Annotated in this window: 24 protein-coding genes; 15 read left to right on the top strand and 9 right to left on the bottom strand. The window is 34.3% G+C overall.

What is annotated here, in order from left to right; all coding sequences use genetic code 11:
• The first annotated feature begins 542 nt into the window (after positions 1-542).
• The gene (locus ACIP9C_RS14555) at positions 543-1,517 is read left to right on the top strand and encodes an Rpn family recombination-promoting nuclease/putative transposase (protein WP_401011716.1); all 975 of its coding nucleotides are present in this window, start codon (positions 543-545) and stop codon (positions 1,515-1,517) included.
• Between the two features lie 96 nt (positions 1,518-1,613).
• Here the strand turns inward: ACIP9C_RS14555 and ACIP9C_RS14550 are convergent, their stop codons facing one another.
• From ACIP9C_RS14550 to ACIP9C_RS14535, 4 genes are all read right to left on the bottom strand, one after another.
• On the bottom strand, positions 1,614-1,808 hold the full coding sequence (locus tag ACIP9C_RS14550) for a hypothetical protein (RefSeq protein ID WP_401011714.1): 195 nt from the start codon (positions 1,806-1,808) through the stop codon (positions 1,614-1,616).
• A 1,246-nt stretch (positions 1,809-3,054) separates the two neighbouring features.
• Complete coding sequence (locus ACIP9C_RS14545; protein WP_401011712.1) at positions 3,055-3,609, bottom strand: hypothetical protein; 555 nt, start codon at positions 3,607-3,609, stop codon at positions 3,055-3,057.
• A 117-nt stretch (positions 3,610-3,726) separates the two neighbouring features.
• A complete protein-coding gene (locus ACIP9C_RS14540) occupies positions 3,727-3,894 on the bottom strand; it encodes a hypothetical protein (RefSeq protein WP_401011710.1) in 168 nt (55 codons plus the stop codon).
• 271 nt (positions 3,895-4,165) lie between these two features.
• Positions 4,166-4,669: a DUF1648 domain-containing protein gene (locus ACIP9C_RS14535; RefSeq protein ID WP_401011708.1), complete on the bottom strand. Its 504-nt coding sequence runs from the start codon at positions 4,667-4,669 to the stop codon at positions 4,166-4,168.
• A gap of 90 nt (positions 4,670-4,759) precedes the next feature.
• Here ACIP9C_RS14535 and ACIP9C_RS14530 point away from each other — a divergent pair, with 90 nt between their 5' ends.
• The 3 genes from ACIP9C_RS14530 (at position 4,760) to tsaA (ending at position 7,385) form a co-directional block, all read left to right on the top strand.
• On the top strand, positions 4,760-5,500 hold the full coding sequence (locus tag ACIP9C_RS14530) for a sulfite exporter TauE/SafE family protein (protein WP_401011706.1): 741 nt from the start codon (positions 4,760-4,762) through the stop codon (positions 5,498-5,500).
• An 11-nt stretch (positions 5,501-5,511) separates the two neighbouring features.
• A complete protein-coding gene (locus tag ACIP9C_RS14525) occupies positions 5,512-6,447 on the top strand; it encodes a PD-(D/E)XK nuclease family protein (RefSeq protein ID WP_401011704.1) in 936 nt (311 codons plus the stop codon).
• A gap of 476 nt (positions 6,448-6,923) precedes the next feature.
• Positions 6,924-7,385, top strand: coding sequence for a tRNA (N6-threonylcarbamoyladenosine(37)-N6)-methyltransferase TrmO (tsaA, locus tag ACIP9C_RS14520; protein ID WP_401011702.1), 462 nt, complete (start codon positions 6,924-6,926; stop codon positions 7,383-7,385).
• Between the two features lie 376 nt (positions 7,386-7,761).
• On the opposite strand, the gene ACIP9C_RS14515 is transcribed toward tsaA, so the two are convergent.
• Positions 7,762-7,992, bottom strand: a complete 231-nt coding sequence (locus ACIP9C_RS14515) for a hypothetical protein (RefSeq protein WP_401011700.1) — start codon at positions 7,990-7,992, stop codon at positions 7,762-7,764.
• Between the two features lie 106 nt (positions 7,993-8,098).
• On the opposite strand from ACIP9C_RS14515, the gene ACIP9C_RS14510 reads away from it, so the two are divergent.
• On the top strand, positions 8,099-8,527 hold the full coding sequence (locus tag ACIP9C_RS14510; protein ID WP_401011699.1) for a hypothetical protein: 429 nt from the start codon (positions 8,099-8,101) through the stop codon (positions 8,525-8,527).
• A gap of 97 nt (positions 8,528-8,624) precedes the next feature.
• Here the strand turns inward: ACIP9C_RS14510 and ACIP9C_RS14505 are convergent, their stop codons facing one another.
• On the bottom strand, positions 8,625-9,410 hold the full coding sequence (locus ACIP9C_RS14505) for a hydralysin-2 (RefSeq protein WP_401011697.1): 786 nt from the start codon (positions 9,408-9,410) through the stop codon (positions 8,625-8,627).
• A gap of 665 nt (positions 9,411-10,075) precedes the next feature.
• Between ACIP9C_RS14505 and ACIP9C_RS14500 the strand changes: the two genes are divergently transcribed.
• Together ACIP9C_RS14500 and ACIP9C_RS14495 are read left to right on the top strand one after the other, a co-directional pair.
• Positions 10,076-10,264, top strand: coding sequence for a transmembrane Fragile-X-F protein (locus tag ACIP9C_RS14500; RefSeq protein ID WP_401011695.1), 189 nt, complete (start codon positions 10,076-10,078; stop codon positions 10,262-10,264).
• A 98-nt stretch (positions 10,265-10,362) separates the two neighbouring features.
• Entirely contained in the window at positions 10,363-10,803 is a 441-nt protein-coding gene (locus tag ACIP9C_RS14495; RefSeq protein WP_401011693.1) for a GNAT family N-acetyltransferase, read from the top strand.
• Positions 10,804-10,941: 138 nt separating this feature from the next.
• Here ACIP9C_RS14495 and ACIP9C_RS14490 read toward each other — a convergent pair whose 3' ends face one another.
• Positions 10,942-11,370: a hypothetical protein gene (locus ACIP9C_RS14490; protein ID WP_401011691.1), complete on the bottom strand. Its 429-nt coding sequence runs from the start codon at positions 11,368-11,370 to the stop codon at positions 10,942-10,944.
• A gap of 93 nt (positions 11,371-11,463) precedes the next feature.
• Between ACIP9C_RS14490 and ACIP9C_RS14485 the strand changes: the two genes are divergently transcribed.
• The 7 genes from ACIP9C_RS14485 to ACIP9C_RS14455 all read left to right on the top strand — a co-directional run bounded on the left by ACIP9C_RS14485 (position 11,464) and on the right by ACIP9C_RS14455 (position 18,105).
• The gene (locus ACIP9C_RS14485; protein ID WP_401011689.1) at positions 11,464-13,152 is read left to right on the top strand and encodes an AAA family ATPase; all 1,689 of its coding nucleotides are present in this window, start codon (positions 11,464-11,466) and stop codon (positions 13,150-13,152) included.
• A gap of 360 nt (positions 13,153-13,512) precedes the next feature.
• The gene (locus ACIP9C_RS14480; RefSeq protein WP_401011687.1) at positions 13,513-14,025 is read left to right on the top strand and encodes a TetR/AcrR family transcriptional regulator; all 513 of its coding nucleotides are present in this window, start codon (positions 13,513-13,515) and stop codon (positions 14,023-14,025) included.
• 88 nt (positions 14,026-14,113) lie between these two features.
• Positions 14,114-14,536 (top strand): DUF3995 domain-containing protein, encoded by a 423-nt coding sequence (locus ACIP9C_RS14475; RefSeq protein ID WP_401011685.1) that lies wholly within the window; start codon positions 14,114-14,116, stop codon positions 14,534-14,536.
• A 51-nt stretch (positions 14,537-14,587) separates the two neighbouring features.
• A complete protein-coding gene (locus ACIP9C_RS14470; RefSeq protein WP_401011683.1) occupies positions 14,588-15,199 on the top strand; it encodes a histidine phosphatase family protein in 612 nt (203 codons plus the stop codon).
• Between the two features lie 123 nt (positions 15,200-15,322).
• Positions 15,323-16,159 carry a D-alanyl-D-alanine carboxypeptidase family protein gene (locus tag ACIP9C_RS14465; protein ID WP_401011681.1) on the top strand — a complete coding sequence of 279 codons (837 nt, stop codon included), beginning with the start codon at positions 15,323-15,325 and terminating at the stop codon, positions 16,157-16,159.
• Between the two features lie 10 nt (positions 16,160-16,169).
• Positions 16,170-16,724, top strand: coding sequence for a hypothetical protein (locus ACIP9C_RS14460; protein ID WP_401011679.1), 555 nt, complete (start codon positions 16,170-16,172; stop codon positions 16,722-16,724).
• Between the two features lie 112 nt (positions 16,725-16,836).
• Positions 16,837-18,105 carry a polysaccharide deacetylase family protein gene (locus ACIP9C_RS14455; RefSeq protein ID WP_401011677.1) on the top strand — a complete coding sequence of 423 codons (1,269 nt, stop codon included), beginning with the start codon at positions 16,837-16,839 and terminating at the stop codon, positions 18,103-18,105.
• A 79-nt stretch (positions 18,106-18,184) separates the two neighbouring features.
• Here ACIP9C_RS14455 and gltS read toward each other — a convergent pair whose 3' ends face one another.
• Both gltS and hutG read right to left on the bottom strand, forming a co-directional pair.
• The gene (gene gltS, locus ACIP9C_RS14450; protein ID WP_401011675.1) at positions 18,185-19,369 is read right to left on the bottom strand and encodes a sodium/glutamate symporter; all 1,185 of its coding nucleotides are present in this window, start codon (positions 19,367-19,369) and stop codon (positions 18,185-18,187) included.
• On the bottom strand, positions 19,366-20,331 hold the full coding sequence (gene hutG / locus ACIP9C_RS14445; protein WP_401011673.1) for a formimidoylglutamase: 966 nt from the start codon (positions 20,329-20,331) through the stop codon (positions 19,366-19,368). Before hutG ends, gltS begins: the two co-directional genes overlap by 4 nt.
• 128 nt (positions 20,332-20,459) lie before the next feature.
• Here hutG and ACIP9C_RS14440 point away from each other — a divergent pair, with 128 nt between their 5' ends.
• Complete coding sequence (locus tag ACIP9C_RS14440; RefSeq protein ID WP_401011671.1) at positions 20,460-21,350, top strand: LysR family transcriptional regulator; 891 nt, start codon at positions 20,460-20,462, stop codon at positions 21,348-21,350.
• Positions 21,351-21,484 lie beyond the last annotated feature (134 nt).

The following is a 21,484-nucleotide window of genomic DNA, read 5'->3' as shown; positions in this document are numbered from 1 at the left end:
AAGCTGCTTGTAATTTTTCCTCTGCAGTATATTTAGCCATAAAAAAACTGCACCTCCAATTGTTAGATGTGTCTAACAATTGGGGTGCAGTTCAATGTGATGAGGTTTTTGAATTTAATGATCAACAGTTAGCAAAACTTGATGTGCGGGCATTGAAAGATGAACATCCTTGATTTTGCATTAGTTTCAAGTGTTCATTAAGCTGGGGGCTACCGACAGTAATTCGTCGCTTGAAATGTCGATTATGGGCAAGATAATATAAACGTAAACTAAGTATTTATAAAAGGAATATGATAATTATGATTAAAAACATTCTCTCTGTCTTTTTAGTACTTTGTGGACTAGTAATTGGTTTAACCTTACTAAATATTATTACAGTTCCTCTGTTTTCCCTTATCTAGGTATTATATTAAGTACGACGATGTTATTGATAATAATTTTTAAAAATAAGGCTAATTTAGGTTAGTAACCTTAAAAAAAATATCTTTTAATTTCTAACTATAATCGTTTCGAATATCTTATTGAGCGAAGGTGAAATAAATTTGAATAAACAAGCTCTTAATACCATTCCGCTTGCTAGTTTGTTAGATTTAAAGATCGATTTCGCTTTTAAACAACTCTTTGGTAGCGAGCGAAATAAGCATTTAACGATTGTATTTTTAAATGCTATTTTACAAAGTACTGGCAGAGAGTCAATAAAAGAAGTGACCTTTATTAATCAAGAAGTAGGTGGCGAATATAAAAAGGATAAACAATCCCGATTAGATATTGTTTTGAAAACACAAAATGGAGAGTTGATAAATATAGAAATACAATTAGCCAATAAGAAGGATATGTTCAAACGTACTTTATATTATTGGTCAAGGTTATACAACTTACAATTACAAAAGGGAAAAGGGTATCATACATTGAACCCTACCATTACAATTAACATTTGTAATTTTTCATTGTTTCAGGAGATAGTTCATTATCATAGCACTTATCATTTGTATGAGGATAAGACTTTACAGCGTGTAAAAAAATCAGATGAAGTGTTAGAAGTTCATTTTATTGAAATGGATAAATTTTTAAAGGCTTGGAAAAATGAAGAACAGCAATTATTCAATAAAGTTTTAGAGAGGTGGTTACTGATGTTTAGTCTGGTAGATGGCGGTAAAAAGATAGTTCGTGAGGATATTTATCAAGCATTGGAGGAAATAGCGATGACAGATGAAAACATACGTAAAGCATTTCAAGCATGGGAAGAAATCAGTCAAGATCCTGAAACGATTATCGCTTACCAATCACGAGTTAAGTATATACTTGATGAAGAAGCAAAAATTGAAGATGCAAAATACTACGCGGAACAAGAAGGAATAGAAAAAGGAATAGAAAAAGGAATAGAAAAAGGAATTAAACAAGGGATAGAAGGTATCGCGAAAAGAATGATTTTAAAAGGAAATACAAATGAAGAAATTATGGAGTTAACAAACTTAAAATTAGAAGAGGTCCAATTGATTCGGAAAGCGGTTGAATGAAAATTAGAAGAGTGAATATCAAATAAAAAGCATTCAGGAAACATAGCGGTTCCTTGAATGCTTTTTGCGTTTAATGAATTTTTTATCAAACCTTTCTTAAACGCCCATTTTTCTACGTGTATTACTTGTTTTTTTTGTTTGTTGGCTTTTCATTTTCTTTGTTGATGTATCGCCATTCGTTTTCCCTTTACTTGAAGCGTTTTTGTTCTTTTTGTTTTCAAGCTGCTGCTTTACTGCTTCTTGTAGAGTCATTTTCTTTTTTGGTGCTTCCGTCTGATTATTTTCTGTCATAGGAGATTCCCCTTTTTGAATAAGATTGTTAATAGTTAGTTCCAGTATAATCTATTTTCCGTAATTTGTGAAACGCAGTACAATACGGAATTTTGGCTTCATAACATACACGGCTAAGAAAACTATTTATGGGGTATAAATTAATAAAGAAAAGCTCTGTGATAATTTACAAATAAATGTTTAAAAAATGCATATTTTTATTTCATTTTTCTCATTCTAATAATACAAGAGCATCGAAAGGAAGTGGGAAGTATTTTGTACAGCAGAAAACAATTCATCTGGGCTTATTGTATTTCTAGTTTTACTTCGATTATTGGTACAATAGGAATTTTTCTAATATTGGATTATTACCACTATACAGCCGATTTTGGATTATTTTATAAATTGATACTTTCATTTATTAGTGGAGGACTTATTGCCTTTGCTTTAGGGCTTATATTAATGAATTTATACTTTGAAAGTAGTTTTTCTCATAATAAAAAGAAAGTGAACGATGTGATATAAACGATAAAGTCGATTGGTCCAAAATATTAGGATTCAATCGACTTTTGATATGTGATGTTAAAGTTGGGTTTATTTCAAAAAATCCAGACTATTTCAACGATTAGATAGGCACATTGAAAAAAGTATGGTTCTGTACAGAAAATACTTTGATAATATCTAGTTCTGCCTCTTCTACAATGAAAGTTATTTCTATCTTTTCAACGAGCATGAATTTTATGAGTTGAAAATGTGAAACTTACTTACTTTTAGATGGGTAGTTTAGAATGAAAAATATGACAGCGATAAATACCGCAAAAATAATTGAGATTATTAGGTGGATATACTGATATCATCAGTTTTCACAATTATCATGATAAAAATACTTATAGAGAAAAATAATGATGCTATTACTAATCTATTTTTATTAAATTTTTAATTTTAAACACCGTCTCTAATTAGCTAAGTATACTGTCTAATTATTCACAGTTACTTTTTCCAAGGAATTTCTGCAAATATTGTTTAGTCTGTTTAACATTCGTACGAAGTAAAGAAAAGTCTAATCAAATCCAAAAGGAAATCTTATATCTAAAAGAGTAACAATACATGTCATGATAAGAGCCACTACCATAGAGGCTAGTAATCTTCTTGTATAAGAAGACTTCGGGGTCTCCTTGTATGGAGAACCCCTTACAAATGAAGGTATAAATATTATTAAAGTAAAATATAAAAAATAAGCGAGTGATTGATAATACCATATAATACTTCACCAACTTTCCTTGAAGTACAAAATGGTTGATAACTTGAATTGTACTTTTTGCACGAGAATGTTACTAACTAAAATTCTTACATGCCAAATACCTAATTTCATAGTTGTAGGGTCGATTCGTAAATGAGGATTTGCCTGAACTTTAGTTGATCCTTTTTCGAATAGTAAAAGGTTGTCCATTATATAATACGTTTCTTCAGGACTAATCCATTCGATTGTGAGAATATGCGCTGTTGTTTGCGCCATTTTATTGAAATGCAATGTGATTGACAATGAAATAAAAGCATCATTTACAAATACTGTAAGTGTAATATTGCCATCTGTTTTCTGATTGTTTATAGTAACACTTGCTGTCATATTAACTTGTTGTGTTTTTGGCTTTTCTGTATAAACAGAATAATACATTTTCCCATCTTGGTGAATTATTGGATTGCTCGGATCTAAGAAGTAGTTATCCTTTGTTTGAAAGTAATATAATGTATTGTTAGGGAAGTTCTCAATCTTTACTTCCCAATATTCTTTCACTTCATTATAAAAGCATTGTTGAGTCAATAACTCATCATGTCTTATATACAAAATATCAAATATTTAATATTTTCTGAAAAATTAAGTGTGAAAGTAGCGATTATTTCCACCATCCTCTTTCTTGCCCTAAACGATAGCCAAAGTTTACGCCACTAAGCCAACAACGGATGATTTAACTGCTGTGGATACAACAGTTTTAGCTACATTTTTAATGAGTAAGTGTACATTAGCAACATTTTTAACGTGTACATTTGCTTTGTTTTGATTGGCTGTTTCTCTAGCAATACTTACACCGTGAAGACCACCACCCACCGCACTACCGATAGTTGTAACTGGCCAAATTTGATCTTTAGCCGTTTTTTAGCAGCATTTACAATACTTGTTCCCCAACTCGACATAAGTCGTCCTCCTTTGTCATTTTATTATGAAAATTTTATAATTGATAATTATTCTCAGTCAATGATTTGTGAGAGATTTTATTAATTTTTCAGCTAATATTTGATATTGAAAGAGAAGCACTGTAGCCAATAATAGTGGAGTATTCAATAGAAAAAAAGCTAGTTGCACAAAGGTGATTGTGTAGCTAGCTTTTTGCTTTATGTTGGAGGTATAGTCCGCGAATGATACCCGCTATAAAGATGATGAATAACAAGGCAAGAAATGCATAAGCATGCCATTGTTGTAAAATACGAGTATGGCCCATTGACACTGATAAATCATTGAAAAGTGAATATGTAAAATACAGCAAAATACTGTTTTTCATAAGACAGAAGGTGATGATCCCATTTTGTCGCTCAATATGAGATAAGGTAGGCTTATGTTTACGTACTAATGGATAAGCCGCTTTTATTTCCAAGTAATGCAAAAGTAAAAAGAGCATTAACGCTACAAATGGTAAATAAAAGATAGCGATTTTAGGGCCGAACTGTGCATGTTCTGTCGTAAAGCTTTGTAAAACAGGAATGGAGGAGGGGAGCTTACGATATTGAATCAAAGTTGCGGTAATACCAGCTGTAAAAATGGTTGCCACAATTATTGTTAGTTGCTTACACAGTTTTGGGGTAGGTGTTTTTTGTTGTGCATGCATAAGATCACCTCGATATTTTCTTCTTTCAAAATAGGATTCTGTTATACTGTAACATAAGATTGATATCAAGTGGTTAGAAAGAAGGATTAGATGGAATACGTTTTATTTTTAGTGATCGGTATTGCAGGTAATGTCATCGGCACATTAGTAGGCGGTGGTGGATTAATCACATTACCAACAATGATGTTGATGGGCGTACCGGTTCACTCAGCAATTGGAGCGAATAAAGTTTCCAATATGGTAAGTGCTTTTTCTAGCTTTTATACCATTTTTAGAAGAAAGGAATTGTCTTGGGCGGAAATGCGTTCAGTTCTGCTTGTATCTTTGATTGGTGGAACATTGGGTGGGCTCTTTGCTTCCTTTATGAGTGGCCAGACGTTAACGCTTATTGCTATTATTTTACTTGGCTTCGCACTCATCATGTCCTTTATCGGTGGTGCAGATTTTGGTGATGTAGAAAGATTTAAAATGACTCGGAAAAATGGTCCCATTTTGCTTGGCGTAGGATTTTATGATGGCTTATTTGGTCCTGGCAGTAGTACATTGGCGCTGTATACGTATGCGCATGAAAAACTTTCCTATATAAAAGCTGTAGGCTTGTCTCGTGTTGGGGTTTTTGCGATGTGCTCAGGGGCAGCCATTACGTATATTGCCACTGGAAAAATAGAATGGCCGCTCACAATCGTTTTAATGCTTGGTTCCATTATTGGGGCGCAAATTGGCATTGTCCTTGCAAGAAAAGTAAAGGCAAATCAAGTAAAGATACTGTTACGTGTTGTTACAATAGTGCTTATTCTACAACTTGTTTATGATTTCTTCCAACAGTTATAAGGAGGGTTCGCATGTTTGAAATTTCACCTTTTCCAACATTTTCGTGGTCACTTTCACGCCATAAAACATTAACAAGCTGTGCCAGAAAATATGGCTATGAATATTATTTTTCTCATAATGGATGGCTGAGCCATCAGGTGGAACCATTTCACCAGCATGTGTATCGCTTAAAAAAGCTGCAAGCGATGCCTATATTATTTGGGCAAATTGTCCATCGATTAATCGAGCAAACAATTATCGATTATTTGCAAACAAAGACAGTACCGTCTGTGTCAGAGCTTGTAAATCGTGCGCGTGGCCAACTAAATGCTGCCTTTATTGATTCGACTCGACATGTGGATTTATGGAGACATAAACCTAACAAGTTTTACATGATGCAGGAAATCTATTATGAGGGAAAGCTAAATGCTGAGTTAATTACAGATTATAAAAATCGAATGGAAGCGGTGTTTACGAACTTTCTTTTAAGTGAGACGTTTTTACAAATTACTGCTCATACAGGATCATTACGAATTGGTGAGCCAGAACAGTTTCGCTCGATGAAAATTGAGGATACGCAAGTTTTTGTCGTGATGGACTTTCATTATTACGATGATATAGAAGATAAATGGATTATTATTGACTGGAAAACGGGTGGTCAATCGGACGATGATCGTCAACAATTGGCGCTTTATGCTTATTATATCCAACAAAAATACGGTGTTTCACTAGAAAAAATCGAAGTTTATAATGAATATTTAGTGACAGGGCAACGCAAACAATATATGTTTACGTCGTTCGATATGGACAATATTTTACATACATTTCGACACAGTGTTTTAGAAATGAAAAAGTATCAATCCGATATACTTTCAAACGAGCCAGTAGACCTTGAGGATTTTGAGCAAACACAAGATGAATGGCGCTGTTTGAGATGTAATTTTAAAGAGCTATGTTACAACAAATAAGTTGAAAAATTAAGCAAGTGACCAATTAATTTTCATCGAATTGGTCGCTTGCATTATTTTTAACCTTACTTGTTAAGTGACTATAGGTGTTTATTGTCAATTTTATATCGGAGTGATCTAGTTTCTCCTATATAATCTTAAAGTTTACATTTTGGCTGACTATAAATAAGGCATCAGAATGTCACAAAGCAAGCAAATTCAATTATGGTAAGTTATACTTTTCAATGATTTTTCTCCAGATTATATTTCTAGCAGCTTGTTTGATGAATACCGTTAGAATTTGTAAAGATGAAAATAGAGTCAGTGTCGTTTTTGGCAGAGTGAACGCGATAGTCGTCCACAATCAGCAGGTCAATATGCATCATCTTTAGAAAATCGGTTGGAATTATGAATAGATATTGTTGTGAAGAAAATTAAAGGACGATGATTTTTTGTGGGAATTATCAAAATAAAGTCTAATTTGAGGAGAGTTAACTATGCAGTATTCTATACAGCCAGTAGCGATTGTAAATAATAATAGAAAAGAAATTGAGGATGATAATTGGGGTTCAATAATGTCAACAATTGAACTTACAGAAAATTTTAATGAATCGTCTTTAAAGGGTATTGACGATTTTTCTCACTTGGAAATCATTTTTTATTTTGATAAGGTTGCAGATGAAAAAATTCAGTATGATGCAAGGCATCCTAGAAACAATAAAAATTATCCTGAGGTTGGCATTTTTGCACAAAGAGGAAAAAATAGACCCAATAAATTGGGGGTAACTATTGTAGAACTAATAGATGTAAAACAAAGAACATTAATTGTTAAAGGATTAGATGCGATAGACGGAACACCTATTATTGATATTAAACCTGTAATGAAAGAGTTCTTACCAAAAGGCGATGTGAAACAGCCAAATTGGTCAACATCATTAATGGATAGATATTGGGATTAAATTGATTTTTCTAACGTAATCTACCTATTTATTAGCTTTGGAAAAAGACCACTCTGTGATGAACCGCACCACAAATGTTAGATTATATCTAACAATTGGTGTGCAGTTCAGTGATGGGTGGTCTTTCGCTATAAAATAAGTCACTAGAAATGACCTAAAACGATTTTAGTAACAGTTATTGATTAATAATGAAAAACTACGATAGAAAGATGTTGGTAATTATAGCTTTTGATTTACACTTAAACTATATGAAAGCTATAATGATGTTTCAAGCCAATATTCTATCAAACGAGCAAGTAAACGAGAAGGATTTTGGGTAAACAGCAGATGAAAGAGCTATGTGTAACATAAATCAATGATAGCTATCATAGTAAAGTCATTTGTTTAATACAAAAAATGCGATAATCGCAATAAATGTGAATAAAACGTTTAAAAGCATATAAACAGGTCTTAGTTCTTTATACGTGACTACCATCGCAATTATAGATGACAAAACCGCCAAAGGAATAGTGACATAAAAGATGTCCCACAAATAGAAGCCATCAATGTACACGAAAACTGTTAAAACAGCAGTAATAATGGTCCACTTAATTGTGTTATTTGACATAAAATTTCCTCCCTATGCTTAAAAATACAAAAAAATAATAGCATAATTAGGCGATTATCGTAAACTATGAGACTACAAGGGGATGTAATGCAACGTGTTTAAAAAAATGATAATAATTAGTGCTGTCGTAACAATGTTAGCAGCTTGCAACAATAATGAAGCAACTGATAAAAATGAGGCTACAAATCAAGATATCTCTCACCAGCAGGAGAAACAGGAAAATCAACAAGGAAAAGATCAGATTGAACAACCAATACAGGCAGAACAAAATGTACAAGGTGAACATAAGGAAAATATTGACCTTAGTGAATGGACTTCATTACCTGAATATAGCAAAATTAACGAACAAATCGACAATGAAGACGACATTCACTTTGAAAAGGTAACAGATACTAGTGATAAACGTATTTTATTAATTATTGATGAAAATGGCACAGAGCTTTTTAAATCTATTTTTATTAAAAATACGAATCGTTTAAAAATAATTAATATAAAAGATGGTGGACAAATTTTTAACGAAGTTTTGTCCTCATGAAGGGTTGAATTATGTTGATGGTCCTATCAGCGATTTGCCCATATTCGAGGCCATAGTAAAATCGGTGGGTTTGAGTCAACCCACCGATAAAGCTAAGCTATCTAGTTAATGCCATAAATTCACTTAATTCTTCGGCTGTTAAAGGCTCTGTTTTACCAATCTCCGTATGAACATCAAAGACGGCGGAGTTTTTTATTGTTCCAGATATTTCACCAGAAGTATTTTTGAGTACACTTGTCGCGTTAAGGAACCAAAAATAATGATCTTGCACTCTCTTAGGGAAGTTTGCACCAAACATGCCATTGACAAAAATCGGTGCTCGGAAATGCATAGTCTCTTTTTTTAATGTCCCAACTATAACAACTTTCTTTTTACTTCTTGGTGGTACTGTTACCTCTATCTTGGCAGTTGCCGTTTTTGATTCTGTTTCAGTTTTTGATTCCCCTATAGTAGTACTAACAGAAAATTCCATGCCTGATTCAAAAAATCCCTCTATTGTAAATTTAGAAGAAAAAGTTAAGCCTGTTGTACTTTCGGTAGACCATGTTTGTTGACTTTGCCAACTGCCTTGTACTTCTAAAGTCATAGTGGCTGCTTCATCCCCATGATTTACAGCAATATTACTACCGACAATAACAGATTTAGGGGGGGCCCCGTCTCCTTTAGTATAAGTAAATTCACCAAGCGTTTTGTAGCAAGGGTGGCCATATTGCTCAGTGATTGCAGGCGTAACTCCTTTAAAATAAGTTTCGCTATTTACTGCAATGCCATCTGGATTTACTTTGAATTTTTCTTTGAATGCTTCTCTCACTTTGTCATAACTTGAGTTCATTGCAGGTAAATCTGAAAATAAAAATTTCTCTCGAATTAGCTGAGTTTGCATTTATTTCCCTCCTAGTATAGTCGTGCTTATTAGTAAACTCGAATTTCTACATTAACCTAAAAGGAAACCTCCTTCATATATTATTTGATACTCAACTTTATGTAAGTACCTCTCTATAACTGTAAAACAATACAGGACAATGAAATACTGATGAATGTTAATATTTGGATTATTAACAATTTTTAACACGTTTCTAATGGGGGACGAATCACATGATTCTTTCTGCCTTCGCACAATTAGCTAGTACCATCTAACTGAACAAGAGTCCAATAATTAATATAAAAGAGATCATTACAATGAAAATTAAAGTTATCGTAATCGTAATATAGCTAATAATTAAAGTAGTCCTATTTTTAATATCTTTCATCCCAATAAGGGCTAGAAAGAAACATCCTATTGTTAGGAGTAATATCGCGTTCAAGGGATGAAAATGTAAATGAGAGATGAAAAAGCTTGGAAATGTTGCGGATGAACCTACAATAAAAAATAAAATAATGTTACATATTAAGAAAATCAGTGACCATATATTCAAGGTAATTTCCATACATTCCCTCCTGTTTTATTTAAACGAATTTTATACCGCTATGTTCCTTAGAGTGCCTTCCTCAAAATAAGAAGAATCGGCTATACTTTGTACTAAATAAATGATTAAGGGGGGTGAGATTGTGGGAGTAGCAGAAGTTTTAACCATCGTCTTTATTGTGTTAAAACTGACAGAAGTCATTACATGGTCGTGGTGGTTAGTGCTGTTACCATCGATCATTTCTTTTAGTATTTACGTATTAATTGTATTGGTAAAGATAGCAATCGTTATTGCAACGATAATGACTGTGAAGAAGCGTAAAGAACGATAGGTATTGAATGAATTATGCAACTAGTGATACTTTATTAGTAGAAATAGCGACCGATCATCTAAGAGGAGACAGCGGGCAGTGTATTAAGGGGGGGAAAGATGAATTATAATGTAGAAGTTTTATTAGAAAATCATGAAGCATTTGTCACATTTCTTAATACAAGTTTAAGAAAGTTTAATAATGAACATTCTGCCTACCATAAAGAAATAAGAAAAGAGGGGGCAGTTCAGCCGTTAAATGTTATTGTTTCAAATGAGGGTCAATGGATTGGTGGATTAACAGCGGAGGTTTATTGGGACTGGCTAGAAATTAATAAGTTTTGGTTTAGTAAGGAATATCGAAGACAGGGATTGGGTGAAAAATTGCTGTTACAAGCTGAAGCAACTGCTATCAAAATGGGGGCAAAAAAGGTATTATTAACTACCTATGATTTTCAAGCTCGCTCGTTTTATGAAGCAAGAGGTTATGTAGTTGTTGGGGAGATAAAAGATTATCCTCCGGGAAGTAGCTATTTCACAATGGTTAAACATTTAGTTTAATAACGCTAGTTTCCAATAAAACTACTTTAAGGCACAGTGTAAGACGCAATATTCTTGATGCGCGGTTTTTTTGCGTCTTACAACATGTACTGTTCCCCCATGATTTACTGGGGATTTCATTCTCATTTTAGCCCTATATTAAAATAATTCTTCAATATAATTAGTATTCAATTTGTCTAACAGCTTATAGTCTTTCATGTAATTTTCCTCGTATAAATATACAAATAGATGTGTTGAATCATCGAGGCGTATGCCGACTTCACGATTATCATTAATCTGTAATGTTAACCAGTATGCTTCTTTAAAATCTGACTTCGCAAAAAATACTTTTCGTATTTCTTTGTTCTCAAATAACTGCATAATTTCACTGATTTTTGCTGCATCTTTTACTGTAATTGTTTTTTCGTCAGATGCACGAATAATTTCAATTTCATTAATCTGTTCGATATCAAGTCGATCGATAACTTCCTTATTGAAAGTAGAATCTCGAGTTAATAATGATGTCGTCACATACAAGATAATAAGGGGGAATAGGACAATTAAAATTAGCTTATAGATTTTTTTCATGTTAATCTCCTTAAATTCTAAAAATTCACACATATGTATTCTGTTCCACGCTATAATTGAGCATATACTGAATTGATAAAGGAAGGCAATAAAATGAACTATAATCATCAAGAAAAAGAGCTTTTTTACCCAGATGGGAAGATAATGTACAGTGGTGGCGTTAAGAAAAACGATTTTGGCCATGATATATATGATGGCAAGGGGACGATTTTTGATCAGGAGGGGGAGTTGTTATTCGAGGGAGAATTCGTCAATCATATGAAGCAAGGCAACGGCATCATGTATTTAAAAGGTCAAATGATTTATCAAGGCGAATTTATTCAAAATAAAAAACAAGGACATGGTATTTTATATAAAGATGGAAAGGTTTATTACGATGGACATTTTCGCAATGACTTAATGGATGGCTATGGTGTTTTATATTATGAAGAGGATGTCATTGCACCATTTAAAGATTTACGAGAGCGGTATCCGCACTTAAATCGACCGCAATTTGAGGGAGATTTTGTACATGGTATGAAAAAAGGCAAGGGTATACAATATTACCCAAGTGGTTTTTTACAATACGAAGGTGATTTTATGTGGAACCATATGCAGGGGGCAGGGAAGCTGTATTATGTTCCAGAAACGCCTACTGCAATAGAGCTTCAATCGGGTGTAACAGCTCTACACTACGAAGGTTATTTTTTTGAAGATATGAAGCATGGAAAAGGTAAAGTCTTTTCAAGGCAAGGTGTGCTTGAAGCGGAAGGTCAATTTAAAGAGGATGTTATGACTGGGAAAGGCACACTTTATTATGTGAATGGGCAAGCATCCTATATAGGCGACCTTGTAAATGGGGAAAAACATGGTCGTGGCGATTATTATAATGAAGAAGGCAAAATAATTTATAGTGGAGAATTTATCTACGGTGAGCGTCTGCGTATCACACCTGAAATAGAAAGGGAAATAAATAAACTACAGGCACAATTAGATGGACTTGTAGGGCTCCCGAATGCCAAAAAGGAATTACATAATCTAATCAACTTTATAAAAATTCAAAGCTTACGCGTTGACCACGGCCTAACGAGCTTCCCTATTACGTATCATCTCGTATTCTCTGGAAACCCTGGAACTGGGAAAACAACTGTTGCTCGCATTATTGGTCAAATATACAAACATCTTGGTGTTTTGTCCAGTGGGCATTTCGTTGAGACAGATCGTGCGGGTCTAGTAGCAGGCTATGTTGGTCAAACAGCCTTAAAGGTACAGGAAGTTGTGAAAAAAGCAACAGGTGGCGTGTTATTTATCGACGAGGCTTATGCATTAATTAATGATAAGCAGGATGCATTTGGTAAAGAAGCGATTGATAGCTTGTTAAAAGCAATGGAAGATTTACGTGATGATTTAGTTATCATTGTAGCAGGATATACAGAGCTAATGGAGGAATTTTTACAAGCCAATCCAGGTTTCAAATCGCGCTTTAATCATTTTGTACAATTTGATAACTTTAGCACAGACGAGCTATATGAAATTTTTGCGATGCTATGTAAAAATAACGATTATCGTTATGGCGACGCTTTTGCGCAGCATATGAAAACACAATTAAAGCAGATTCCTGTTGAAACAATCCCGAATTTCTCAAACGGTCGTTATATTCGCAATGTATTTGAAAAGCTGGTGACAATTCAATCGAATCGTTTAATCCAGCAGCAAAATATTACGAGAGATGAACTGATGGAATTTACAGATGCAGATATTGTACAAGCGATTTCTGAAAATCTTTTTGATAGTACGTTTTAATAGCTATTTGGATGAAAGTCACAACGCTTTACAACTATTTTAAGAATCATAAATATTAGGATCTATTAATATAGTACATAGATGATTTTTATATAGTAGGGAGAGTTTGATGAAGAAAATCGTGCCATTTCTGTTGGTTCTTGCGTGTGTTTTACCAACATTTTTACACATTAAGATTACGGTTAATAACAATATTGATGTGCATAAAGGTAGTAAAACACAAGATTAGACGTATTATCACATTGCCCCTAACAAACGGTTATGGGGTTTTTTTATATGCTCTTTTTGATTGACAAAATTTAGAATTAGCCTTAATCTGAATTGAACATACGGTAGTGTATGTTAACGGGGGGATTCATGATGCAATTAACGAGAGAAGACTGGGTCAAGGCTGGTCTACACCAATTAGCAGATGCAGGTATTCATAGAGTTCGTATTGAAACGCTTGCCCGATTTCTTAAAATAAGTAAAGGTAGTTTTTATCATCATTTTCGAGATCATCAAGAACTGTTAGATGCGATGTTAGCTTATTGGGAAATGCATGCAACAAAACGAATCATTCTAAGTATGGAGCAAGAAGAATCATCATTAGAACAGCTTTTATCAATTAGTTTTAGTAGCGATAAAAAAATTGAAATGGGCATTTATGCTTGGGCTAAATATGACCAAGTTGCCGCAAGTCGACTAGTTGATATTGAGGAACAAAGAATTCGATGTATTGCATTGTTATATGAAAAGAAAGGAAACAACGCTTTTGAAGCTTTAGAGCGAGCTAGACTTGCATATTTAACTTATATAGGCTGGATGACGAGGTTTGAAGAAAATCCTAATTTCACGATAGGAACAATGTTGGAGCTTTTAGCAAAGATATAAGATGAATGTCTCTCATAAATGTGAGGGACATATTCATAATCGAAACATACGTTATAGTATGTTTTAAAATGTTATTGGAGGAGAATAAATGGTCATTAGTTTACTATTATTCGCAGTCACTGTCCTGTTTCTCATTAGTATGTTACATGTTTATTGGGCTTGTGGGGGGAGCTGGGGCTCTAAAGTGGTGTTACCTGTAAAAAAAGGAGGGCAAGAACCCGTTTTTGTTCCTCGAAAAATAGGAACATTATTAGTAGCATTCCTCCTTTTGTTCGCAGCAGTATTGTTGTTTATTCAAGGAATTTATTTGCAAAATGTTCAACAATTCACCTTTTTCACACTTGGTTGTATTGTGTGTATGGCTCTATTTATTATTCGAGCAATAGGGGATTTTAAATATGTTGGGTTTTTCAAAAAAATAAAACATTCTCACTTTGCAAGAAATGACACATGGTTTTATAGCCCGCTCTGTTTGCTAATAGCCGTAATGTATTTATTTGTACTAATTTAGTTTTACCTGTACAATCTGATTATCTTTTAGCATTGTAGAGGGGGAATATGGTTGAACCAAATTATTTATTTACTGCGTCATGGAGAAACGGTTTTAAATACACAAGGACGATACCAAGGGGAGCTTGATTCACTATTAACAGATGTTGGCATCGAACAAGTTCAGCAAAATGCATACATGTTGAAAAGTTTAATTGGTAATCCAAAAGAGTGGAAAGTTTTTTCAAGCTCTTTAGGAAGGGCTATACAGAGCACAGAAATTATTTGTAATACAATTGGCTATGATTTTAACAATGTAGAACAGGACAACCGACTAGCTGAGGTGGCTGTGGGAGATTGGGCTGGCTTAACAACGAAAGAAATTGAGCATACTTGGCCAAATCTTTTAGAAAATACAGATCATTATAACTGGTTTTTCAATGCGCCAAATGGAGAAAGCTACGATACAGTTGTGTGCAGATTAACGGAGTGGCTTGAGAGCATCAAAGATGAACCAAAAGTAATTGTTGTTTCACATGGTCTTACTGGGCGAATTTTACGTGGGGTCTATGCGAGTCTAGCAAAGGAAAATGCACTAAAGTTAGATGTTTCACAAGATGTATTTTTTAAATTAACACAAAAAAAGATTCAAAACATCTCTTTAGAATTTGATGATTTTTATTGATAAGTAGCATTTGTTTTATTACATAATGTGAGAATCCACGCAATCCTTAAGAATTTCTTCATAAATTTCCTACAGGAATATTCATAATTGCCTCCTATTATAATGTGTGGGAGGCGTTTTTTTATGAAAAAATTTGTATTATTTTGTTGTCTATGTGCTGTTGCAATATTTTTCTATACTAATAAAACAAACGAACAAGTAGTGGACATTGAGCTACCTTCGTTACATAGTCAAAATGCTTTATTATTAAACGATAACGGCGATGTGTTATATGAAAAAAATGCAGATGCTATTATCTTTCCAGCATCGTTAACTAAAATCATGACGGCAATCGTGGCAATTGAGGCGAGTACAGATCTTCAAACACAAACAATGGTTACACCACAAACAATTGCAAAATATACTGCGCAAAATGCTTCGATGTCGGGCTTTCAAGCAGGAGATTTTGTGACGATTGAGGATTTATTATACGGTACATTACTGGCATCTGGTGCAGATGCAACTGCTACGCTTGCTATTGCCATTGCTGGTAGTGAGGAGGCATTTGTGGCAATGATGAACGATAAAGCGCGGGAGCTAGGGTTACATGATACCCATTATGAAAATGTCAGTGGGCTCCATCATGCTGCTCATGTATCTAGTGTTCGTGACATTAGTAAGCTCTTTCAATATGCGCTTGAAAATCCTACATTTTATCAAATTTTGACTACCAAAAGTTACACGACATTAGTGCCAAATGAATTAACGATATCGAGCACATTATTTACGAAAATGGATGGTGTAGAAGGTGCTATTCTTGGTGGAAAAACGGGCTATACACCTGAGGCAGGACTTTGCTTAGCGTCTTTAATGGAAAAGAACGGTGAATTATTTATTTTTGTTACGACGAATGCGGAAGGGCATGTATGGACCCCTCCATTCCATGTAGAAGATGCAATGGCAGCTTATCAAGCACTATAGGAGGAAAACAATGAAAAAAATAGTAGCTTCTTTTCTTTTTTGCTTAGTTTTAATTACAGGATGTACTGCTCAAGCGCCTGATGTGAAGGAGCAGGCCACTTGGGCGCCTTTTATTGGCACATATGTAGGGGATGCGATGAATGTTGGCAAAATTGCAAATACAGTCTTTTTACATGGGGATACAATCGATCATTTTGATTTGCGAGAGGAGGTGCTCCGCGTTATTTATAAAAATGACGATGAAGCATTAAGTAAGTGGTTTTCTTCATCAATATCAAAAGATAAAGCAATTGTTTATAACACAATGATGGGCGCCATTTTAGTGCCAAATGCCAAGGGCTTCGGCTTTGAGGTCGATGGAAACTTGTATGAAATTTCAAGAGATGTCTTAATCGATGAAATGGAAAATTTATTTTCTACATTACCTAAAGACAATGAATTGTTTGATGAAGCAAAGGTAAAAGCATTTTTGCAAAAGCATGAAGAAACAATTCAGCAGCATGCTGTTGATTCAAATTATCAAAAAACATTCCTAGCTAAATTTTCGATTAGTAAATCTAGTTGATTATTACTATTTTCTGGTATGAAATCTTCATCTATAATAAGAATCAAATCCTATGTTTTTCAGCATATTTTACACGGGAGACGACATCAGTGATAGTAAAAGGCGGTGTAGAATGATGAAGAAATTATTACCATTTGCTTTAATTTGGGCATTTTTATGCAGTATTGCTGTTGTAGGGCATGCTTCTGCAAATACAGTTAGTACGGCTGCCATCCAACTTGTTACAAAGGATGCTACGGTCTATGTAGAAGCTTCAACAGAAAGTAAGGTGAGCGGTCATGTAACAAAAGGTAATTTTGTGTTAGCCACACCTTTGAATGAGGAATGGGTACATATCCAAATGTCACAGCTAGAAGGGTATGTAGAAGTAACAACATTAGCTGAGGTAACACCAGAAAAGGCTGTAGTTGCTAAAAAAGGCGGCACAAACTTATTTACTTATCCAAGTCCAAATGCACAAAAAGCCGGGCAGCTATATGAAAATAGTATGTTGGTTGTGTATGGTACAGCGCCTGGTGGTTGGTCGTTTGTTCAATACGGACATGGATTCGGCTATGTCGCAACAAATGCGCTTAAAAAGCCAACGGGGACAAAAAAGCAGGTAAACGCTCCTCATGGGGCTGTAATTCATTTAACAGCTAGTCCAAGTGGTGAAGTGCTAGGTACACTAGCGAATAAAACGATTGTCCAGCAGTATACAATAGTGGCGGGTTGGGCATATGTGGAAGCAGGCGAACAAAAAGGTTACATAAAGGCTTCTGAGCTAACAGATTTAACGATAGTTGATAATAAAGTTTATAATAAAGGTGTTCCTGTAGCAAAAGGGGCAAAAAAAAGAGTAGCTTTAACTTTCGATGATGGTCCTGATGCAAAGGTAACACCTCAAATACTAGCCATTTTAAAAAAATATAATGTGAAGGCCACATTTTTTATGGTTGGAAAAAATGCCGCTAGCAATGGCAAAATTGTAGAACAAGTATATAAAGAAGGTCATGAAATTGGTAATCATACTTGGAATCATCCGAAGCTAACCAGTTTGGCGAAAGCAAGTGTTAAACAAGAAGTTGATCGAACAAGCAATGCTATTTATGAGGCTATCGGTCAATATCCAACTGTTTTTCGACCACCATATGGCGCAACAAATGATGAAGTACGATCTGTTATAGCTATGCCTTCTATTTTATGGTCGATAGATACACTCGATTGGAAACATCGGAATGCCAATAAAATACTAACGTATGTTAAAGCATCTGTAAATGACGGGAGCATTATTTTAATGCATGATATTCATCAAACGACAGCTAATGGGCTAGAAAATGTCATTCTTTATTTACAGAAACAAGGCTATGAATGCGTAACGGTTAGTGATATATTACATTAATTAAATCTAGTACGCTCTTTACTATAATAAAAGAAGCCGTGCACCGTCTACATAAGACAGTTGCACGGCTTTTATCATGTTATTTAAATAAATTAATCGTTGTAATAATAATAGGGATACCAAAAACATCGATTAAAAATGCGCCTACAATTGGTACAACAAGGAAAGCCTTTGTAGAAGGACCAAAGCGTTGAACAACGGCAGACATATTCGCCATTGCATTTGGTGTTGCGCCTAAGCCATGTCCTGCAAAGCCTGCAACCATTACGGCAGCATCGTAATTTTTGCCGAGTAATTTAAATAATACAAATATACAAAATAGAACGATAAATAGTACTTGTACAAAAACAATTACAAATAGAGGTAATGCTAAATCAGCAATTTCCCATAGTTTAATGCTCATTAACGCCATAGATAGGAAGACACCTAGTGTTACGTCGCCGATTAAAGAAATACTTTTCATATTAATTGCGTTAGGTTTCACTTTATCTAAAATATTACGTACTAATACAGCGACAAACATTGCACCAACATAGCCTGGTAAAACAAAGCCTGTAGCTTCTGAGAATAAAGTTCCAACATATGTTCCTACAGCCATACAAAATGTTATGATAACTACCTGTGTAAAGAATGAATCAGATGTTATTTGTTCATTTTTATTCTCATATTCGACTGCTTCAGTTTCTTGTTTATCAGGTGTTAAATTGTATTTTCCGACTAAATATTTTACAATCGGTCCACCGATTAATCCACCTGCTACTAAGCCACATGTTGCAGCAGCAGCACCGATTGTCATAGCTGATGAAATACCTAAATCTTCTAAAGTTTGTCCAAATGCAGCAGCAGCTCCATGACCACCTTCCATTGAAACAGCTCCAGCCATCATACCGATTAGTGGATGAATGCCCATAAGTGAAGCAAGTGATACACCAATTACGTTTTGCATTAATGCAAGGAAGCCACAAGCTAACCAATAAATCACAAGTAGTTTACCGCCAAGCTTTACAAGTTTAAAGCTAGCTCCTAACCCAATTGTTGTGAAAAACGTAATCATAAATAAGCTTTGTAATGAAGTATCAAGAGATATTTCTAAAACGCCAGTTGTTTTTAAAATTGTTGCTAATGCTGCGAACAGTAAACCACCAACAACTGGTGCTGGAATACAGAAACGCTTTAAAAAGTTTATTTTATTGATAAGAAAGCTCCCGAATGCAAATAGAGCGACTGCGAGAAATATGGTAGTAATTTGATTAATTTCGATCATGAACCGTTCCCCCTAATTAAGTGATTGAGTGCATCGTAGACAAAGTAAGCACCCAATTTGACTGTTTGACCATTTTCATCCAGTAGCGGATTCACTTCACATATATCAAAAGAATGTGTATGTGGATGTGATGCTACTTTCTGAATTAAAGAGCGAACAGTTTTTGTATCGAGTCCAAAAGGTGATGGCGCACTTACACCAGGAGCAAAAGCAGTGTTAACGACATCCATACATAAAGTAAGTAAGATATAGTCATGCTTATCCATAAATTGCTGTAAATCATTCATTATATTCGTGTGATTTTCTGCTGTCATCTGTTCCTCTAATACATATTTCACCTGTAGCTCATGTGCCTTGTCAAAAAGCTCTTTTGTATTTCCATAACGCTGAATGCCTAGTACAAAATATTCCGCATGTGGATCTTGTTCTAAAATTTGACGGAACATTGTACCAGATGAAGGCTGTTCATTATATGGTCGTAAATCAAAATGTGCATCGATATTGATAATTCCGATGCTAGCATCTTTTGGTAATGCTGCACGAACGCCTAAATAATGTCCATATAAAGTTTCATGACCGCCACCAAGAATAATACACTTCATGTTTTTTGCTCGTAACCCTTGGACGATCTCTCCTAGCTCACGTTGCGCATCCTCTAACGCATGATTTAGGCAAAGAATGTTACCCACATCGATAATTTCCTGTTGATCATCAAATGTCCATGGTAAGCTTGCTAGAGCTTCTCGCAATGCATTTGGTCCATTAGCTGCACCCACACGCCCTTGATTACGGCGTACACCTTCATCACATATAAAACCTACAATCCCAGCATTTTTCTGTTCTGAAGCGCTTACATCATTAATAGCTAATCTTTTTACTTTTTGATGTAAACGGAAACTGCTAGTATTTGTAGTTGAATCTATTCGACCTTTCCATTGTTTTTGATCTGTCATTGTATACATCTCTTTATCAACTCCATTAACATTATTCATGTAGTGTTAATTTATTATATATTCACATAATTATATTTACTAATATATAATTATTATTAATCTATAGTTTTAAACTATAAATATGGAGGTATGTTGTTTTGGATTTAAAACAATTACAATATTTTATCGCAGTTATTGAGCATATGAATTACTCGAAAGCAGCTGAAAAACTGCATATATCTCAGCCTTCTTTAAGTAATGCGATTAAAAAATTAGAGCAAGAAGTGGGTTCTTCTTTACTTGAAAGAAATACAAGAAATTTGCACTTAACTGAAGCGGGGCAGCTTCTATATGAAAGAGCAAAAGTTATATTAAAAAATATGGAAGTATTAAAAATTGAAATGGACGAGGTCATTGTACATGGTACGAGTGATTTGACTATAGGTGTGATGGAATCAATCAAGCATTGGTTACCAAAAGCGATTGTTGAATATAAAAAGGTCTATCCACAAATGAAGTTTCATTTAGTAGATATTTTAGGCAGCAAACGTGTTAAAAAATCACTAAAAAGTTATAAAACACATGTCATTATTACAAATCAGTTGATTGATGATGAAGAGCTCGAGGTGAAGTGTTTGTATGAGGAACGACTTGTTGCAGTGTTACCTTTAAATCATCCATTAGCTGAAAAAGAAGTTTTGTCTATATCGGATTTAGGCAATGAACCTTTCATTATTAGTACAGATGGTTTTCAAACACGCCAAGATATTTTGAAAGCATTTGAAAATGCAGGTCAAGAGATTAATGTACAATTTGAAATCGAGCGTTTTGAAACCGCTGTATCACTCGTTCGTGAAAATTTAGGTATTACGATTTTGCCTGAAAATTATTTACAGGGGCCAACAGCAAAGACAATTGTTCAAAAAGAAATTGATTGCCCACATTTACAGCGCAATGTTTATTTAGTGTATTTGAAAAATCGACATCTTCCTTTTGCAATCCGCCAATTTATTGAAGGTGTTATGCAATACTTCGCTAGTAAAACATAATAATTATATTTTTTTAAAATAGTTAATTTTTTGTATGTGTTTCATGGAAAGAAGGAAAAAACGGTGCTTAGTTTAGCTGTTTTGTGAATGTATTATCTCTTTTATTCTATTTTTTATGGAATTGATGATTGATT

Origin of the sequence: Lysinibacillus sp. NPDC093210 (assembly GCF_044753985.1) — a bacterium.
Lineage (GTDB): Bacteria > Bacillota > Bacilli > Bacillales_A > Planococcaceae > Lysinibacillus.
Note: the sequence above shows the minus strand (reverse complement) of the source record. Positions and strands in the feature narration are given on the sequence as shown.

Bases quoted from the DNA above. Each gene is read 5' to 3' on its own strand.
- ACIP9C_RS14550 (WP_401011714.1), bottom strand. From the start codon at position 1,808: ATGACAGAAAATAATCAGACGGAAGCACCAAAAAAGAAAATGACTCTA.
- ACIP9C_RS14535 (WP_401011708.1), bottom strand. From the start codon at position 4,669: ATGCATGCACAACAAAAAACACCTACCCCAAAACTGTGTAAGCAACTA.
- ACIP9C_RS14530 (WP_401011706.1), top strand. From the start codon at position 4,760: ATGGAATACGTTTTATTTTTAGTGATCGGTATTGCAGGTAATGTCATC.
- ACIP9C_RS14525 (WP_401011704.1), top strand. From the start codon at position 5,512: ATGTTTGAAATTTCACCTTTTCCAACATTTTCGTGGTCACTTTCACGC.
- tsaA (WP_401011702.1), top strand. From the start codon at position 6,924: ATGCAGTATTCTATACAGCCAGTAGCGATTGTAAATAATAATAGAAAA.
- ACIP9C_RS14515 (WP_401011700.1), bottom strand. From the start codon at position 7,992: ATGTCAAATAACACAATTAAGTGGACCATTATTACTGCTGTTTTAACA.
- ACIP9C_RS14510 (WP_401011699.1), top strand. From the start codon at position 8,099: ATGATAATAATTAGTGCTGTCGTAACAATGTTAGCAGCTTGCAACAAT.
- ACIP9C_RS14505 (WP_401011697.1), bottom strand. From the start codon at position 9,410: ATGCAAACTCAGCTAATTCGAGAGAAATTTTTATTTTCAGATTTACCT.
- ACIP9C_RS14495 (WP_401011693.1), top strand. From the start codon at position 10,363: ATGAATTATAATGTAGAAGTTTTATTAGAAAATCATGAAGCATTTGTC.
- ACIP9C_RS14490 (WP_401011691.1), bottom strand. From the start codon at position 11,370: ATGAAAAAAATCTATAAGCTAATTTTAATTGTCCTATTCCCCCTTATT.
- ACIP9C_RS14485 (WP_401011689.1), top strand. From the start codon at position 11,464: ATGAACTATAATCATCAAGAAAAAGAGCTTTTTTACCCAGATGGGAAG.
- ACIP9C_RS14480 (WP_401011687.1), top strand. From the start codon at position 13,513: ATGCAATTAACGAGAGAAGACTGGGTCAAGGCTGGTCTACACCAATTA.
- ACIP9C_RS14475 (WP_401011685.1), top strand. From the start codon at position 14,114: ATGGTCATTAGTTTACTATTATTCGCAGTCACTGTCCTGTTTCTCATT.
- ACIP9C_RS14465 (WP_401011681.1), top strand. From the start codon at position 15,323: ATGAAAAAATTTGTATTATTTTGTTGTCTATGTGCTGTTGCAATATTT.
- ACIP9C_RS14460 (WP_401011679.1), top strand. From the start codon at position 16,170: ATGAAAAAAATAGTAGCTTCTTTTCTTTTTTGCTTAGTTTTAATTACA.
- ACIP9C_RS14455 (WP_401011677.1), top strand. From the start codon at position 16,837: ATGATGAAGAAATTATTACCATTTGCTTTAATTTGGGCATTTTTATGC.
- gltS (WP_401011675.1), bottom strand. From the start codon at position 19,369: ATGATCGAAATTAATCAAATTACTACCATATTTCTCGCAGTCGCTCTA.
- hutG (WP_401011673.1), bottom strand. From the start codon at position 20,331: ATGTATACAATGACAGATCAAAAACAATGGAAAGGTCGAATAGATTCA.